Origin of the sequence: Jiangella alkaliphila (genome assembly GCF_900105925.1) — a bacterium.
In the GTDB taxonomy this organism is placed as follows: Bacteria; Actinomycetota; Actinomycetes; order Jiangellales; family Jiangellaceae; genus Jiangella; species Jiangella alkaliphila.
On sequence record NZ_LT629791.1, the window covers coordinates 2018228 to 2035511 of the forward strand.

15 protein-coding genes are annotated in these 17284 nt (G+C 71.8%); 12 read left to right on the forward strand and 3 right to left on the reverse strand.

From position 1 onward, the window contains the following. Positions 1-8: 8 nt before the first annotated feature. On the reverse strand, positions 9-485 hold the full coding sequence (locus tag BLV05_RS09500) for a hypothetical protein (RefSeq protein ID WP_197683599.1): 477 nt from the start codon (positions 483-485) through the stop codon (positions 9-11). Positions 486-552: 67 nt separating this feature from the next. Here BLV05_RS09500 and BLV05_RS09505 point away from each other — a divergent pair, with 67 nt between their 5' ends. After that, positions 553-1182, forward strand: a complete 630-nt coding sequence (locus BLV05_RS09505) for a TetR/AcrR family transcriptional regulator C-terminal domain-containing protein (RefSeq protein ID WP_046770284.1) — start codon at positions 553-555, stop codon at positions 1180-1182. A 9-nt stretch (positions 1183-1191) separates the two neighbouring features. Continuing rightward, positions 1192-2085 (forward strand): cobalamin-binding protein, encoded by an 894-nt coding sequence (locus BLV05_RS09510; RefSeq protein WP_046770285.1) that lies wholly within the window; start codon positions 1192-1194, stop codon positions 2083-2085. A gap of 15 nt (positions 2086-2100) precedes the next feature. Here the strand turns inward: BLV05_RS09510 and BLV05_RS09515 are convergent, their stop codons facing one another. Beyond that, complete coding sequence (locus BLV05_RS09515; protein WP_046770286.1) at positions 2101-4047, reverse strand: amidohydrolase family protein; 1947 nt, start codon at positions 4045-4047, stop codon at positions 2101-2103. 127 nt (positions 4048-4174) lie between these two features. Here BLV05_RS09515 and BLV05_RS09520 point away from each other — a divergent pair, with 127 nt between their 5' ends. The 9 genes from BLV05_RS09520 to BLV05_RS09560 all read left to right on the forward strand — a co-directional run bounded on the left by BLV05_RS09520 (position 4175) and on the right by BLV05_RS09560 (position 14512). Continuing rightward, positions 4175-5224: a dipeptidase gene (locus tag BLV05_RS09520; protein ID WP_082155454.1), complete on the forward strand. Its 1050-nt coding sequence runs from the start codon at positions 4175-4177 to the stop codon at positions 5222-5224. A 74-nt stretch (positions 5225-5298) separates the two neighbouring features. Beyond that, complete coding sequence (locus BLV05_RS09525) at positions 5299-5697, forward strand: hotdog domain-containing protein (protein WP_052762717.1); 399 nt, start codon at positions 5299-5301, stop codon at positions 5695-5697. 1 nt (position 5698) lies between these two features. Continuing rightward, entirely contained in the window at positions 5699-7186 is a 1488-nt protein-coding gene (locus BLV05_RS09530; RefSeq protein ID WP_046770287.1) for a class I adenylate-forming enzyme family protein, read from the forward strand. After that, positions 7173-8078, forward strand: coding sequence for a methylmalonyl Co-A mutase-associated GTPase MeaB (gene meaB, locus BLV05_RS09535; protein ID WP_052762718.1), 906 nt, complete (start codon positions 7173-7175; stop codon positions 8076-8078). The genes BLV05_RS09530 and meaB overlap by 14 nt, the downstream gene beginning before the upstream one ends. After that, positions 8075-9754, forward strand: coding sequence for an acyl-CoA mutase large subunit family protein (locus BLV05_RS09540; protein ID WP_046770355.1), 1680 nt, complete (start codon positions 8075-8077; stop codon positions 9752-9754). Before meaB ends, BLV05_RS09540 begins: the two co-directional genes overlap by 4 nt. A gap of 17 nt (positions 9755-9771) precedes the next feature. Further along, a complete protein-coding gene (locus BLV05_RS09545) occupies positions 9772-10197 on the forward strand; it encodes a cobalamin B12-binding domain-containing protein (protein ID WP_046770356.1) in 426 nt (141 codons plus the stop codon). After that, entirely contained in the window at positions 10194-11306 is a 1113-nt protein-coding gene (locus BLV05_RS09550; RefSeq protein ID WP_046770288.1) for a DmpA family aminopeptidase, read from the forward strand. The genes BLV05_RS09545 and BLV05_RS09550 overlap by 4 nt, the downstream gene beginning before the upstream one ends. Continuing rightward, positions 11303-13036 carry a thiamine pyrophosphate-binding protein gene (locus tag BLV05_RS09555; RefSeq protein ID WP_046770289.1) on the forward strand — a complete coding sequence of 578 codons (1734 nt, stop codon included), beginning with the start codon at positions 11303-11305 and terminating at the stop codon, positions 13034-13036. The genes BLV05_RS09550 and BLV05_RS09555 overlap by 4 nt, the downstream gene beginning before the upstream one ends. A gap of 3 nt (positions 13037-13039) precedes the next feature. Further along, positions 13040-14512: a class I adenylate-forming enzyme family protein gene (locus tag BLV05_RS09560; protein WP_046770290.1), complete on the forward strand. Its 1473-nt coding sequence runs from the start codon at positions 13040-13042 to the stop codon at positions 14510-14512. Between the two features lie 6 nt (positions 14513-14518). Here BLV05_RS09560 and BLV05_RS09565 read toward each other — a convergent pair whose 3' ends face one another. Next, positions 14519-15511 carry a GntR family transcriptional regulator gene (locus tag BLV05_RS09565; RefSeq protein WP_046770291.1) on the reverse strand — a complete coding sequence of 331 codons (993 nt, stop codon included), beginning with the start codon at positions 15509-15511 and terminating at the stop codon, positions 14519-14521. A 157-nt stretch (positions 15512-15668) separates the two neighbouring features. On the opposite strand from BLV05_RS09565, the gene BLV05_RS09570 reads away from it, so the two are divergent. Then, positions 15669-16970 carry an aspartate aminotransferase family protein gene (locus BLV05_RS09570; RefSeq protein WP_046770292.1) on the forward strand — a complete coding sequence of 434 codons (1302 nt, stop codon included), beginning with the start codon at positions 15669-15671 and terminating at the stop codon, positions 16968-16970. Positions 16971-17284: the final 314 nt, after the last annotated feature.

Genomic DNA, 17284 nt, shown 5'->3' on the forward strand with positions numbered 1-17284 from the left:
GTTCCTCGTCAGGCGCGCTCGCGGAACCACGCGGCCAGCACGGCGGCGAGGCCGGGCAGGGCCAGTAGCACCAGGATCGTGCTGCCCAGCCACAGCGGGACGTACTGGTCGTAGGGGTCGCCGCCGGCCCCGGCGATGGCGGCCAGCGTGCTCAGGCCCAGGACGAACATGGTCGTCACCGTGGCGCGCACGCCGCGGTCGCGCCTCGCCGCCCAGAGCGAGACCAGCCAGCTCGCCAGCCCCAGCACGCCGACGATCAGCAGCGCGACGACGATCGCGTTGCGGTCCTTCGCGACGTCGCTCGCGTCCCACTGCGGGTAGGCGGCCTCGACGTGCCGCTCGATCGAGCCGAAGACCCACAGGTCGAGCAGCGGCAGCGCCAGGCACACCACCTGCAGGCCCACCCCGATCCGCAGCGCCTGCGACGTGCTCTGCCAGCGGCTCGTGCGTACGTGCTCCTGCACCGTCATGGCGATCTCCTCCATCTCTTACGGTGTATGACTTACCGACAATGCTAGTCTTACGCCGTAAGTGACGTCAAGGAGGGCAGCCGTGGGCCGATCGCGAGTGCAGGGCAAGCACGCGGGCCTGACCCGCGACCAGGTGCTCCGGGCGGCCGTCCGCCTGGCCGACCGCGACGGCGTCGAGTCGCTGTCCATGCGCAAGCTGGCCCGCGAGCTCGACGTCGAGGCGATGACGCTCTACCACCACATCCAGAACAAGCACGGCCTCGAGGACGCCATCGTCGAGTACGTGCTCGCCGAGTCGCTCACCCCGCCGCCGGCGTCAGCGGGCTGGCAGGAGGTCGTCACCGGGCATGCTCAGGAGCTGCACCGCGGCCTCGCGAAACACCCGGGCGCCGTGCCACTGTTCGCGACGCGGACCGCCGTCACCCCGCGGACCCTCGCGATCCTGGAGGGCCTGCTGCACGTCCTGCGCGACGCCGGGTTCGCGCCGCGGACGGCGCTGCACCTGGTCTACGCGGTCGCCGGTGCCGTCGTCGGCCAGCACCTGGCCTCCGCCGGCGAGCCGCCCCCGCCGCCCGCCGACCTCGCCGGCGACGACCTCCCCGTCCTCACCGCGGCGCTCGCCGGTGGCCCCGTGACGCTGGAGTCGCGCCTGGAGTTCACGCTGACGGCGCTGATGGCCGGCTTCGAGACACTGCTGCCGCGCACCCCTTAGCATCGCGACATGCGCATCGTGTCCCTGCTGCCGTCGACGACGGAGATCCTGTTCGGGATCGGCGCCGGTGCGGACGTCGTCGGTGTGACGTTCGAGTGCGACTTCCCGGCCGAGGCCCGGGGACGCCGCATCGTGTCGACGTCGGCCATGCCCGAGGGCCTGGCGCCGCGCGAGATCGACGAGTTCGTGTCGGCGGCGATGGCGCGGGGCGACGACCTGTACCACCTCCATGCCGACGCGCTGACCGATCTCGACGCCGACCTGGTGGTCACGCAGGACCTGTGCGCCGTCTGTGCGGTCGACGTGTCCGTCGTCGACGACGCGCTGGCCTACCTCGGCTGTACCGCAGACGTCGTGACCATCGACCCGCACACGCTCGACGAGGTGCTCGACTCGGTGCTGCGGCTGGGCGAGCGCACTGGGCACGTGGACGCCGCCATGGCTCTGGTCGGCGGGTTGCGGGCCCGCCTCGACGCCGTCGCCAGCGCCGTCGCCGGCCGGCCGCGGCCGCGGGTCCTCGTGCTGGAGTGGACCGATCCGCCGTTCGCGCCGGGACACTGGGTGCCCGAGATGGTCGAACGCGCGGGCGGGGCGTCCGTCCTGGGGGTCACCGGACAGAAGTCGTACCGCATCGACTGGGACCAGGCGCGGGCGGCCGAGCCGGACATCGTCGTCTGCGCACCGTGCGGCTACGGGCTCGAGACCGCGACCGAGCTGGCCGCGCCCGTGCTGCGGCACTTCCCGGACACGCCGGTCTGGGCGGTCGACGCCAACGCCTCGTTCGCCCGTCCCGGCCCGAGGCTCGTCGACGGGGTCGAGGCGCTGGCCTCGATCCTGCACCCGGCCGCCGCCGGCGCCGCGGCGGTGGCCGGCGCGCGCCAGGTGCGCCCGGCTGTCGCCTGACCGTCCGGGGCCACCTCAGGTGGCGCGGCGGTGGACCTGCTTCGCCATGGGCGCCACCACGGTGTACTCGTCGAGGACGTCGTCGCCGGTGACCCGGACCACGGCGTCGGTGGTGCGCTGGACCAGGTCGTCGCCGTCGCGTTCCAGCGTCCCCGGCACCGGCGCGAGCCCGTTGGCCAGGCTGGCGCCGAGCGTCAGGACCGGCCACGGTTCCTGCGCGGCGGTCAGCCGGGTCGCCGCGAGCATCGCCGCCACCCCCAGGTCGGCGCCGGGCAGCAGCGGTCCGGGCAGGCCGGTGTCGAGCGTCGAGCCGTCCAGGGCCGACCAGTGCAGGGCGTAGCCGTCGTCGTCGCGCCGCAGCGACGCCGACTCGAGCCCCTCGGCGCGGCGCCGCTCGACGTCGGCCGAGACCAGGCGTCCTTCGGCGTCGATGACCGTCGTGCGCGTCTCGGTGCCGTGCCGGGTGGTGAGCTGCTCACGCCAGGTCGTCGTGTCGGTGTCCGTGCGGGAGGAGACCCTCGTGACGGCGTCGGCCTGCCCGAAGTTCGTCCGCTCGTACTCGCCGAACAGCTGCTCGCCGGGCGGCACCGGTTGCAGCGCGGTCCGGTCGGGCCCCGCATGGACCAGCGCCTCGGCCTCCTCCAGCAGCGCGTCCAGCTGCGGCCGCTCCAGCACCGTCCCACCCACGACGACGGCGGACGGGTCCTTCAGCGCCGTCACCGACGCGAGCGGCGCACCGGTCACCGCCACCAGGTCGGCGACGAACCCGGTGTCGATGCGGCCCCGATCGGTCAGGCCGAGGTAGTCCGCCGCGCCGCGGGTGGCCAGCTCGATGATCTCGGCGCTCGTGTAGCCCGCGCCGGTCATCAGCTCCATCTCCTCGACGAGCGAGGAACCGTGGAAGACGAACGCGTTGTGGGCGTCGGTGCCGACCAGTACCGGTGCGCCGGCGTCGCGGAGCGCGGCGAGAATGCGCAGGCTGCGCTCGCGGAAGAGGTCGGCGGTCTGCTGCAGCTCGTCGCGTGACAGCGCCATGATGCGGAAGTCGTTCTCCGGCAGCCAGGTGCGGGCGTGCACAGGGTCGACGTAGCGCAGGCGCGGGTCGGTGAAGTCGCGCCGCCCCAGGAGGCGGTCGAGGACGATGAGCGTGGGGCAGGAGGTGATGTCGTCGTCGGCCAGGCGCTGGGCGAGCGCGACGACCTTGCCCTCGTCGAGGTCCGACGCGGCCTGGGCGGCCTCGGGGGTGAACCGGTTCCGTCCCCGGCCGTAGCTGAAGCCCTGGGCGAAGAGGGCGTCCAGGCGTTCCTGGGCGGCGGGGCGCAGCGACCCGTACTCGTAGTTGTTCAGATGCTCGAACCCGGTCTGGCCGCGGTCGATCGCCTCGTGGACGGTGAGCGCCTGGGGACAGTGCCCGACGAGCGGCAGGCCGGTCTCGCGGCAGGCTTCGCCCAGACCCTGCAACGCCTCGCCGGACAGCCACTGGTACGCCTTGACCTGCTGGTACCCGAGCTCGGCCCAGCGCTTCACGGCCGCATGCGCGGTGGCGCGGTCGGTGATCTGGGCGGAGTCGGGCCACACGGTCGTGCCCGGCGCCCCGCGGCCGTCGGCCATGGCGGTGCTGGTCACCAGGTGCGGCCCGAGCTCGGCGCCCTCGGCGACCCGGCGGCGCCACGTCAGGTGCCACGGCTTCCCGCGCATGTTGCGCACCGTCGTGACGCCGTGGGCGAGGTAGTGGAGCATGTCCGCCCGGTCGTCGGCGTGCACGTGGCAGTCGGCGAGACCGGGGAGGATCGTCCGGTCCCGCCAGTCCACGACCGGACCGGTGACCTGGCCTTCGGTGCGCGGCCGCAGCCCGGTGACGCGGCCGCCGTCGATCGTGATCGCCTGGTCGTGCAGCACCCCGCGATCGGTCATCGTGAGCACGGTTCCTGCCAGGATGGTCGTGGGGATGGCCTCGTTCACGCGTCCTCCGGGGGCTCTCGGCGCGGCGCTGGTGGCTGGCAACGGTACAGCAAGTTCGACCTATGGCTATAGGTCCAATTCTGCCGCCCCGTTGCGCCGGTCAGCCCTCGACCTCTAGCTTCGACCCATGATGACCCCCCAAAATCTGTCTTCTGACATGGTCGTCGACCTGCACAACGACCTGATCCTCCTGGTCGACCACTTCGACCGCCGGGGCCGGCCGGACCACTTCGCCGAGTTCTGGCTGCCCGAGCTGCGTGCGGGCGGGGTGAACGTCCAGGTCCTGCCCGTCTTCGTCGAGGAGCAGTTCCAGTCCGAGGGCGCGTTGCGGCGGACCCTGCTCCTGATCGAGCGGATCCACCGGCTGGCCGCCGAGCACCCGGACGTCCAGGTGTGCCGCACCGGCGCCGACGTCGCCTCGGCGGTCGCCGCCGGCCGCATCGCGTTCGTCATCGCGCTGGAGGGCGCGCACGCCCTGGGCCAGGACCCGGAGCTGATCGGCACCATGGACAAGGTCGGGGTCCGCGTGGTCTCCATCGCCCACCTCGGCCGCACGCATCTGGCCGACGGCAGCGGGTTCGACGACACCTCGCGCGGCGGCCTGACCCCGCAGGGGACCGAGGTCCTCGCCGAGATGGAACGGCTCGGGATCGTCTTCGACATCAGCCACCTCGGCGTCGCCGGCGTCGACGACGTGCTGTCGCGGGCGACCCGTCCGCTGCTCGCGACCCACTCGGGCTGCCGGGCCGTCACGGACATGCACCGGAACCTCACCGACGACCAGCTCAAGGGCATCGCGGGCCTCGGCGGCGTGATCGGTGTCGCTGCGGCCATCCCGCCGTTCATCGACCCGGCGCGACCCACGGCCGCCCGGGTGGTCGACCACATCGAGCACATCGCGTCGGTCACCTCGATCGACGCGGTGGCGCTGGGCCCGGACTTCGTCGACGACTACTTCATGCAGGTCTACGGCGGCCGGATGGTCATCATGGGCGTCGACCTGGAGTTCGCCGACGCCGAGGTGCGGCGGCCGTCGGACCTTCCGAAGCTCACCGCCGAGATGCGCGCCCGCGGCTTCGCCGAGGACGAGGTCGCCAAGGTGCTGGGCGGCAACGCCATGCGCGTGCTCGATGACGTGATGGGTGAACCTTCTGGTTCGAAGATGTCCTCGCTCTGACCTATTAGTCTAGGTCGAAATGCTCTACTCTGACTGCGACGAGGATCCGTCACCCTGCTCAGGGAGGTCTGCTGGTGGAGCCGAGGTCGTTCGACAACGACGAAGCGCTGATCCGACTTCGCCTGGCGCCCAGCGACGCCCGGTACGCCGGGAACCTGGTCCCGGGATCGAAGGCGATGGAGATCTTCGCCGATCTGGAGACCGAGCTGGCCCTCAAGGAAGGGGGCGACGAGGGTCTGTGCGCGGCGTACGAGTCGGTGGAGTTCCTCGCGCCGCTGCGGGCGGGTGACTACGTCGAGGGCATCGCGCGCGTCGTCCACCGCGGCCGGCGCAGCCGAAAGATCGAGGCGCGGATCTTCAAGGTCATCGGCGTCGACGAGCGTGGCGTGCTGGCGGTCAAGGAGCCGGTGCTCGCGGCCACCGCGGTGGCGACGATCGTCGTGGGCACCAGCGCCGACGCGGAAGACGCCTGACGTGACGCCGAGTCCCGCCTCGGTCGTCGCATGGATCGACGCGGTCACGCGGGCCCAGGGTGAGCGTCCGGCCCTGGTCCACGACGGCATCACCTGGACCTACCGGGACCTCTGGACCCGTGTCGAGGCCGTCGCGCGGCACCTGCTGTCCACGGGACTGCGACCGGCGGACGCGGTCGGCCTCATGGGCGCCAACGAGCCGGCGTTCGTCGTGAACTACCTGGCGATCATGCGCGCGGGCGGGACCGCGGTCCCGATCAACGGCATGCTCGACGGCGCGGCCGCCGGCCGGCAGCTCGCCTCCGTCGACGCCACCCGCGTGTTCCTCGGCCGGGTCGACGCCGGCGTCCGCGACGCATTGGCCGAGTCGTTCCGGATCCTGCCCATGGACCCGGACGAGCCGCCGCCGGGCCGCGGCCGGTTGCCCGTCGTCGGCGCGAACTCACCCGCCGCGATCATGCTGACCAGCGGCTCGACCGGCCACCCGAAGGGCGTCGTACACACTCAGGGCACGATGCTGCACGCCGTCCTGCAGCTCACCTCGGTGTTCCCGTTCCGCCCGGACGACCGTTCCGTGGTCTTCCTCCCGCTCTACGCGTGCATCCCGGAGCAGGTGCTCCCGGTCCTGTGCACGGGCGGATCGCTGGAGATCCTGCCCCGGTTCGAGGTCGACCGGGTGGCCGACGCCTGCACGCGCGCGACGACCTTCGACGCCGTCCCCACGATCCTGAGCCGGCTGATCGAGCACGCTCCGCTGCACAAGCTCGCCACCCTGCGGTGGGTGCTGTTCGCGTCCGAGCCCATGCCGGTGGCGCTGCTGGACCGCTGGTGGGAGGAGCTGCCCGGGGTGGAGATGCACCAGCTGTACGGGATGACGGAGGTGCTGCCGCTGTCGGCGGCGCCGCACCGCCTGCTGCGCCAGGACCCGGCCAGCATCGGGCGGGCCTTCCCGACGACCCGGCTCGGCGTCGACCCCGAGCACCAGGGCGGACCCGGCGGCGGCCGGGAACTGATCGGCGCCAGCCCGGCCCTGATGAAGGGCTACTACAAGGACGAGATCGCCACCAAGGCGGCGATCGACGCCGGCGGCGGGATCCGAACCGGCGACCTCGGCCACATCGACGAGCGCGGCATGGTCTACCTGACCGGCCGCAGCAAGGACATCATCATCTCCGGCGGCATCAACATCGCCCCCGCGGAGATCGAGGCCGTCGCCGCGCGGCACCCGGCGGTGGAGCGGGCGATCGTGGTCGGGGTGCCGAGCGAACGCTGGGGCGAGACGCCCGTCGTGGTCGCCGTCGCCCGGCCGAGCAGCGCGTTGACCGCGGGCGACCTGCTCGCCCACTGCCGGTCCCTGCTCACGACCTACAAGCGGCCGACCGGGGCGGGCCTGATCGACAGCCTCCCCACCACCGGCATCGGGAAGACCGCCAAGGACGCGGTGAAGAAGATGATCGTGAACGGGGAGATCGACCTTGTTCGAATCTGACGAGATCGACGCGCTGGTCGCGAAGGCCCGCCATGGCTACTGGGCGCCGCTGGCCCGGGCGGTGACGGTCGTCGAGAACAGCCCGCCGTGGGAGGTGTCGATCCCACGCGCGGCGCAGCCCTGCCACATCGTGGGGATCACCGGACCGCCGGGCGCCGGCAAGAGCACCCTCACCGGCCGGCTGATCGAGTCCTTCGCCGACGACGGGCAACGCGTGGCGGTGCTCGCCATCGACCCGTCCAGCCCGCTCACCGGTGGCGCCGTCCTCGGTGACCGGGTGCGGATGGAGACCTACCTGAACGGCCGGCCGGGCGTGTTCGTCCGCAGCCTGGCCAGCCGCGGATCCCATGGCGCGGTGGCCGGCTCCACCCGGAACATCGCCCGGTTGCTGGAGCTGTCGGGCCTGTTCGACATCGTGCTCATCGAGACCGTGGGCGCGGGGCAGACCGAGGTCGCGATCGTCGAGGTCGCCGACACCGTGCTGCTGGTCACCGTCCCCGGTCTCGGCGACGCCGTGCAGACGATCAAGGCCGGCCTGATGGAGGTCGCCGACGCGTTCATCGTCAACATGGCCGACCGGCCGGGCGCCGCCGAGACGGCCCGGCACCTGCGGCTGGCCGCCGGGCGGGTCGACGCCGTCTACAAGACCGTCGCCACCGAGGGCACCGGCATCGACAAGCTCCGCGACGGGCTCTACGGCCGGTGGCGATCGCTGCGCGACGACGGCCGGCTCGAGGCACGGCGCCTGGAGAAATGGGGCTCCGACGCGGCGCTCGTGGCGGAGGCGTTTGTCGCCGACTGTGCGGGCTCGATGGCCCTGGATCCGCACGCCACCATGCAGCATTCCGTCGACCAGATCTTGAAGGAGGCGTCGAGCCGATGGACCCGATGACCGAGAACGACAAGCGCTGGGACGAGCGCGTCGACGCCTGGACGCGCGACCGGGTCGCCGCCGACTACGGACGGGTCCCGCCGCGGCGCGCGGAGTACACGACCTTGTCGGGCGCGCCGGTCAAGGACGTCTACACGCACGCGGACCTCCGGGACCTGGATCCCGCCGAGGACATCGGGCTGCCGGGCGAGTACCCCTACACCCGCGGCGTGCACGCCACCATGTATCGCGGCCGGCCGTGGACGATCCGGCAGGTGGCCGGCTTCGGCCAGGCCGAGGACACCAACAACCGGTACAAGTACTTGCTGGAGACCGGCCAGACCGGTCTGTCGACGGACTTCGACCTGCCGACGCTGCTGGGCTACGACTCCGACCACGAGGTCTACCGGCGTGAGGTCGGCCGCATCGGTGTCGCCGTCGACACCGTCGTCGACATGCACGCCCTCTTCGACGGCATCCCGCTGGACCAGATCTCCACGTCGATGACGATCAACCCGTCGGCGGCCGTGCTCCTCGCCATGTACCGCGTGGTGGCCGACGAACGGGGCATCTCGGGGAAGGTGCTCACCGGGACCACCCAGAACGACATCCTCAAGGAGTACATCGCCCAGAACGAGTTCATCTTCCCGCCGCTGCCCTCCGTGCAGCTGGTGGTCGACACGATGGAGTACGGCGCCGACGTCATGCCGCGGTTCAACCCGCTCAACGTCTGCGGCTACCACATCCGCGACGCGGGGGCGACGGCCGTCGAAGAGGTCGGGCTCACCATCAGCAACGCGCTGTGCTACCTGGAGCATGCGATCGAGCGGGGCATCGACGTCGACCGGCTGGCGCCGCGGGTGTCGTTCTTCTGGGACGTGCACAACAACTTCTTCGAGGAGGCCGCCAAGCTCCGGGCGGCCCGCCGGCTGTGGGCTCGGCTCACCCGCGAACGTCTGGGCGCGAAGGACCCCCGGTCGTGGCTGATGCGGGCGCACTGCCAGACCGCCGGCGTCTCGCTCACCGCGCAGCAGCCGTACAACAACGTCGCGCGGACGGCGATCCAGGCCCTCGCGGCGGTCTTGGGCGGCACGCAGTCGCTGCACACGAACTCGCTGGACGAGGCGCTGTCGATCCCGTCGGAGAGCGCCATCAAGATCGCGGTCCGGACCCAGGCGATCATCCTGCACGAGACCGGCGTCGCCGACATCGTCGACCCGCTGGCCGGCTCGTACTACGTGGAGTCGCTCACGTCCCAGATCGAGCAGGACGCCCGCGAGCTGATCGAGCGCATCGACGGCATGGGCGGCATGATCGAGGCGGTGCAGTCGGGCTACGCGGTGCAGTTGATCTCCGACTCGGCCTGGGAGCAGCAGGTCAAGGTCGAGAGCAACGACACGATCACCGTGGGCGTCAACGACTACGTCGACGAGAACGAGACCCAGGACCTCGAGATCGACCGGCCGGTGCCGGGCGTCATGGAACGCCAGATGACGCGGCTGGCCGAGGTGAAGCGGTCGCGTGAGGACCGCCAGGTCACCGCGACGCTCCGGGCGATCGAGAAGGCCGCGCCCGACCTGCACCACAACCTCATGCCGTTGATCGAGGACGCCGTGCGGGCACGGGCCACGGTCGGCGAGATCTGTGACGTGTTGCGCGGCGTGTGGGGTCACCACCAGCCGTCGACCGTGTTCTGAGGAAAGGACGAATGACCATGACATCCGCCACCGGCCGTCAGGCACCGCTGAAGGTCGTCATCGCCAAACCGGGTCTCGACGGGCACGACCGAGGCGCCAAGGTCGTGGCGCGGGCGCTGCGCGACTCGGGCATGGAGGTCGTCTACACCGGCATCTACCAGACGCCGGAGTCGATCCTGCGCGCGGTCGTGCAGGAGGACGCCGACGTCCTCGGCCTGTCCAGCCTGTCCGGCGCCCACCTCGAGTACGCCGAGGAGCTGTGCGAGCTGCTGCGCAAGAACGACCGCACCGACGTCCTGTTCGTGGTGGGCGGCACGGTCCCGCCCGAGGACGCCGAGAAGCTCAAGGGCTTCGGCGTCCACGAGGTGTTCGGGCCCGGCACGCCGACGGCGGAGCTGGTCGCGTACATCGCCGGCAACGCGCGGCGGGCACGGCTCGCGTGACGGCGCGATCCCGCGACCTCGGGATCGTCGTCGGTGCTCTGCCGACCGGCCGGCACAACGCGATCACCGACGTCGGCGGCGTCCGGGTGGGGCACCACTCGCTGGTGGCCGGTGAGGGAGCGCTGGTCGTGGGCGAGGGGCCGGTGCGCACCGGGGTGACCATCGTCGAACCCCGGCCGGCGGTCTGGCGGTCGCCGGTCTTCGCCGGACTCCACCGGCTCAACGGCAACGGCGAGATGACCGGGCTGCCGTGGATCCAGGAGAACGGACAGCTCACGACCGCGATCGGTCTCACCAACACCCACTCGGTGGGCGTCGTCCGCGACGCGATCGTCGCCCGACTGCACCGCGAGCGGGGCGACGACGAGCTCTACTTCCACCTGCCCGTCGTGGCGGAGACCTACGACGGCATCCTCAGCGACATCAACGGACAGCACGTCACGGCCGAGCACGTGGACGCGGCCTTCGACGCGCTGTCCGGCGGCGCCGTGCCGGAGGGGTCGGTGGGCAGCGGGACCGGCATGATCTGCCACGAGTTCAAGGGCGGCATCGGCACGTCGTCGCGGCTGGTCACCGCCGGCGGCGGGCAGGTCTACACCGTCGGCGTCCTCGTACAGGCCAACCACGGCCGGCGTGGGCGGCTGCGCGTGAACGGCGTGCCGGTGGGCGAGCGGATCCCTGCCGACGTCGTCCCCTCGCCGTTCGACGCGGCCATCCGTGCGGCCCGCGGCAGTGGGTCGATCATCGTGCTGATCGCGACGGACGCGCCGCTGCTGCCGCACCAGTGCGACCGGTTGGCCCAGCGCGCCGCCCTCGGGATCGGCCGCACCGGAGGATCCGGCGAGAACGGCAGCGGCGACCTGATCCTGGCGTTCGCGACCGGCAACGACGGCCTGCCACGGGTCGGGCTGATCGAGCCGGGCCCGGACGAGATCGAGCTGCGGATGGTCAGCAACGCGGTGGTCAACGGCCTGTTCGACGCGGTCATCGACGCGACCGAGGAGGCGATCCTGAACGCCATCGTGGCCGCGACGACGTGTGTTGGCCGCGACGGCATCACCGCGGCCGCCCTGGACCACGCCCTGCTCCGCGAGGCATACGCCCGGTGACGCCCGACGAGGACGCCGCGTCGCACACCGTGGCCGCTGCGATCGCCGACTACCTGAGCGGTCAGGGCGTCGAGCGGGTGTTCAGCCTGCCCGGGTCGCACATGAAGCCGATCTGGGCGGAGCTGGCCGGCCGGGGCGTGCGCGTCGTGACGGCGCGGCACGAGGTGGCCGCCGTGCACATGGCCCAGGCGGAGGCGGACCTGCGCCACCGGCTGGCCGTCGCGATCGTGACCACCGGGCCCGGTCTCACCAACGCGGTGACCGGGATCGGCTGCGCCTTCCTCGCCGGCTCGCCCGTGCTGGTGATCTCGACCCGGCCGCCGGACGAGCAGGCCGGCATGGGCGCCCTGGAGGAGATCGACCAGGCCGCGATCGTCGCGCCGGTCTGCCGCTCGGTGGAGGTCGTCCGCTCGCCCCGCCACGTCGTCGATCGCCTGGACCGCGCCGTGAGCGCCGCGCTGGGCGACGACGGACCCGGCGGCCCGGTGTACGTGGAGTTCGGCACCGAGCTGTTGCGCCGGCCGGCCGCCCCGCCGTACACGGCGTATCCGCGCCGGACGCGGGCGCCGCGACCGCCCGAGCCCGGCGCCGTCGAGCGGGCCGCCGATGCGATCGCGGCGAGCACGCGGCCGCTGGTGCTGGCCGGCCGCGAGGCGCTCACCGTGCCCGGCCTGCTGGCGCAGTTCGTGCGCGCGACCGGGGCCGTGTATCTGGACACCCGGGCGAGCCGGGGAGCGATGTCCGAGAGCCTCGCCTCGTTCGTGCCCGCGGCCCGCGCCCGGGCGATGGCCGAGGCGGACCTGGTGATCACGATCGGCCGGCAGCTGGACTTCGAGGTGGCCTACGGTTCCCCGGCGGTGTTCCGGGCCGCCGAGGGCTTCCTGCGGATCGGCCGGAACTCCGAGGAGGTGCTGGCCAACCGCCGCGGCGACGTCGAGCTGCGCGCCGATCCGCGCTCCGCGCTGGAGGCCCTCCTGACGGCCGGCGCCACACCGGCCGCACCGGACCACCACTGGCGCGACGACCTCGTGCGGACCAACGCCGGCAAGCGGCGGCGTCTGGCCGAGACGATGCGGACCCAGCCGGCCGCGGCCGGCGGGCTCCATCCGTACCAGGTCATCCGTGCGCTCAACGAGCACCTCGACGACGCCGCGATCGTGATCGTCGACGGCGGCGACATCCTGTCGTGGTCGCGATCGAGCCTCAAGACGCCGACCTATCTGGACCTCGGCCCGTTCGGCTGCCTCGGCGTGGGTGTGCCGTTCGCGGTCTCGGCGTCGCTCAACCATCCCGATCGCACGGTCGTCGCGCTCGTCGGGGACGGCGCCCTGGGCTTCAACGTCATGGAACTGGAGACGGCGGTCCGCGAAGGCGCGCGCTTCGTCGTGGTGGTGGCCGACAACAACGCGTGGAACATCGAACGCGCCGACCAGCTCCAGCACTACCAGGGCAACGTCCTGGGCACGGAGCTCGGGCCCTGCGCCTGGGACCGGCTGGCCGAGAGCCTCGGCGTCGCCGGATACCGCGCCGGCACCGCGGACGAGCTGAGCGCGGCGCTCGAGGAGGCCTTCGCCCACGCGCCCGCCCTGGTCGCCGTCAGCGTCTCCCGCGAACCGGTCTCGCCGGACACCAGGAGCGGCCTCGCCCTGGTGCCGGAGTACCACGCGCTCGCCGCCTGGGACGAGGCGGAACGGACGTGGTTGTCGGGCCGGGCCGATCGGGAGGGCTAGCGCATGGTGGACACCGTGGTGGCGCAGGTCGGCGCCGTGGCGCGTGCGCACCCGAACGATCCGGCGCTGATCTTCGACGGTGAGCTCTGGACGTACGCGCAGCTCTGGTCCCGGACCGAGCAGATCGCCCGGGGGCTGCTCGGCCTCGGACTGCGGCCGGGGCAGCCGGTGGGGATCATCGGCCGGAACGAGTCGGCCTACGTCGCCGCCTATCTGGGCATCATGCGGGCCGGCTGCGTCGCGGTGCCCGTCAACACGATGCTCGATCTCGCGGCGATCCGCGACCAGCTCGAGTTGGTCGGCGTGCGGACGATCTTCGCCGGGCGGCTGCCCGACGGGCTCCGGGACGGACTCGAGCAGGACTACCGGCTGCTGGAGCTGGCGGCGCCGCCACGCGGGCCGTCGCGCCCGGCGCTGCCCCGGATCGCGCCGGACAGCGTCTGCAAGATCATGCTCACCAGCGGCTCGACCGGGCGGCCGAAGGGCGTCGAGCACACGCACGGGTCGATCTTCCACACCGCGCTGCAGATGGCCGCGGCCCTCCCGTTCGACCGGACCGACCGCGGCCTGGTCTTCCTGCCGCTCTACACCTGTATCCCCGAACACGTCCTCCCCGCGCTGAGCACCGGCGGGTGCCTGGAGATCCTGCCCGGCTTCGACGTCGACCGGGTTGCCGACGCCTGCACCCGGGCGACGACGTTCGACGCGGTGCCGACGATCCTCAGCCGGCTGGTCGAGCACGCGCCGTTGCACAAGCTCGCCGGGCTCCGGTGGATCCTGTTCGCCTCCGAGCCGATGCCGGTGCGGCTGCTGGAGACGTGGTGGGACGTTCTGCCCCGGGTGGAGACGCACCAGTTCTACGGACTGACCGAGCTGGTCAGCGTCTCCGTCGCGTCGCACGCCATGCTGCGGGCCGAGCCGGCGACCGTCGGACGCGCCTTCCCGACGACCGACCTGCGCCTCGACCCGCTCGAGGGCCATGGCGACGGTGGTGAGATCCTCGCCGCCGGCCCCAGCCGCATGCGCGGCTACTTCGGCGACGTCACGGCCACGAACGGCGCGCTGACGGCGACGGGCGCGTTGCGGACCGGGGACATCGGCCGGGTCGACGACCGCGGACTCGTCTTCCTGACCGGCCGGCTCAAGGACATCATCATCTCGGGCGGCTTCAACGTCGCACCGGCGGAGATCGAGGCGGTGGCGTTCCGGCACGGCGGCGTCCAGGAGGCCATCGTCGTCGGGATCCCGAGCGCCCGGTGGGGCGAGACCCCGGTGGTCGTGGCGGTGCCGAAGCCGGGCAGCGACGTCACCGCCGAGGGTCTGCTCACGTTCTGCCGCGACGCGTTGCCGAGCTTCAAACGGCCGTCGGCGGCCGCGTTGGTGCCCAGCCTGCCGACCACCGGGATCGGCAAGGGCGACAAGGCCGCGGTGAAGCGGCTGATCGCCGAGGGGCGGATCGACCTCGTCAGCGCCTGACGACGGTCAGGCTGTGTGGACGGGCGTCGGCACACCGGCCGCCGGCGCCTGGCCGGGCGACGGTGCCGTGCCGCGCTTGAGCTGCTGCATGTCGCGCACGACGTCGCTGACCATGCGGATCGACGCGGCGTCGAGCACGTTGCCGAACCGCATGACCTCGACCTTGCCGTCGAGCTGTGCCTCGAGGTCGGTCATCTCGTCGGGGATCACGACCAGGTCGACGCCCTCGAGGTCCTTGTCCTCGATGCCGTCGAGCACCTCGATGTTCTTGATGCCCGAGTCGCGCAGGGAGTCCCTGACCGTGATGGCCTGCTCGTCGGTGCGGTACCAGATGCCGACCGTCCCGTTCTTCGCCACGGACGCGATCTGCACGAGCGTCTGGACGTGCGGGGCGACGACGATGGCGACGACCTCGGTCTTCGGCTGGCGCATGAGCCCGCGCACCTCGGCAAGGTGGAAGAACGTCGTGAGTACGAGGTCGGCGCGCTCTTCCTCGGGCTCGAACGTGCCGATGACCAGCGGCTTGACCTTGACGCCGATCTTGTCCTCGAGCTCGTTGGCGAAGTACTTGGCGCGATCGACGTTGCACTCGACGAACGAGACCTTCAACAGGTCGTCCTCGGCGCGCAGCGCCAGGCTCATCACCAGCGACTGGATCTCGGCGGCGGACAGGCCGAGCTCGATGCACTCGCGGGTGGCCGCCTCCAGCACCTGCCGGGCCTGGTCGCGGGCCAGCGAGCCCTCGCGCTCGGGCCCGGGTCCGACGACGATGGTCCCGCTGCGACCGCGCCCCTCGACCAGGCCGATCTCACCGAGTTCGGCATAGGCCCGGGCCACGGTGTTGCGGTTGATGTGCAGGTTGTCGGCGAGCAGGCGGGCACTGGGCAGGGCCTGGCCGGGCCCGAGGTCGCCGGTCTCGATCATGAAGGACAGCTGCGTGACGATCTGCCGGTAGATCGGCACATCGGAGTACAGGCTCACCTGGATCTTGTCGACCACTGCTCGTTCCCCCTCTACAGGTACACGCAGCACAAGTACACCACTGTTGATGGTGTCCAGTCGAACCTATCAGGCTGAGGCGAACGTCATAGGTCTAAGCGGCCGCAGTTATGACACAGTCGATTAGGTCAAACCTGTCGAGCAAGGGGAGCAGTCCGTGGACGAGGAGACGTTCTGGCAGGCCGCGGCCGACCACCTGATCCGGTACAGCGGCGCCTTCACGCCGCGCATCATCGAGCGCGCGTCGGGGTCACGGATGTACGACTCCGCCGGGACCGCGATCCTCGACTTCACCTCCGGCCAGATGAGCGCCGTCCTCGGCCACTCCCATCCCGACGTCGTGCGCACGATCACCGACGCTGCGGCGACGCTGGACCACCTGTACTCCGGGATGCTGAGCCGGCCCGTGGTCGATCTCGCCGGCCGGCTCGCCGCCACCCTGCCGGCCGGACTGAGCCGGATGTTGCTGCTCAGCACCGGTGCGGAGTCGAACGAGGCCGCGCTCAAGCTGGCCAAGCTCTACACCGGCAAGCACGAGATCGTGGCCTTCGACCGGTCCTGGCACGGCATGACGTCGGGCGCGGCGGCGGCGACCTTCTCGGCGGGCCGCCACGGCTACGGCCCGCCGGTTCCGGGCACCTTCGTGCTGCCCACCCCCAACGCCTATCGCTCGCCGTTCCGGCGGGCCGACGGCGGCCACGACTGGGCGGCCGAGCTCGACTACGGGTTCGGCCTGGTCGACCAGCAGTCCTCCGGCAGCCTCGCGGCCTGCATCGCCGAGCCGATCCTGTCCTCCGGCGGCGTCATCGAGCTGCCGGAGGGCTACCTCGCCCGGCTCAAGGAGCACTGCGAGGCCCGGGGGATGCTGCTGATCCTGGACGAGGCGCAGACCGGGCTGGGGCGCACCGGGACCATGTACGCCTTCGAACGCGACGGCGTCGTCCCGGACCTGCTGACGCTGTCGAAGACGCTTGGTGCCGGCCTGCCGGTCTCGGCGGTGCTGACCTCGCCGGCGATCGAGGAGGTCTGCCACGACCGTGGCTTCCTGTTCTTCACCACGCACGTCTCGGACCCGCTGGCGGCCGCCGTCGGGCTGACCGTGATCGACGTCATCGAGCGCGACGAGCTGGTGTCCCAGGCGCAGTTGCTGGGGAAGCAGCTGTCCGAGCGCCTGCTGGACCTGGAGGACCGGTTCGACGTCGTCGGCGACGTGCGGGGCCGCGGCCTGCTGCAGGGGGTGGAGCTGGTGACGGACAAGGCCAGCAAGGCCCCGGCCGACGGGCTCGGCCGCGCGGTCACGGCCGCCTGCCTGGACCGCGGGCTGCACGTCAACATCGTGCAGCTGCCCGGCATGGGCGGCATCGTCCGGATGGCGCCGCCGCTCACGATCGCGGCCGACGACCTGCACGCCGGGATCGACCTGTTCGAGTCGGCGCTTCGCGCCGTCCTCGCGGCCTGACGCCACACGTTCTGCGGGGGAGATTGCCGAGTTGACCGTCCCCCTGCTGCCCATTTTCTTAGGCCGTGGACGCGCGCCTCAAGTCCGCGCCTCTGTGGTGCTTCTTCGCTGTGCTTCCGGGCTTGGACTTGACCCGCACGTCCCCGGTCTTAAGAACTCGGCAGCTATCAGGGGGACGGGGGACGTGTGGCGACGGGCGGGTCCTGGTCTGGCGTTACGTCGTGGTCTGCCGTGACGCGAAACGGAGGATTCGGGGCTGGTGGCGTGACTGGGGACCAGGACGTGACGGCAGACCAGGACGCCGGGTGCTCACC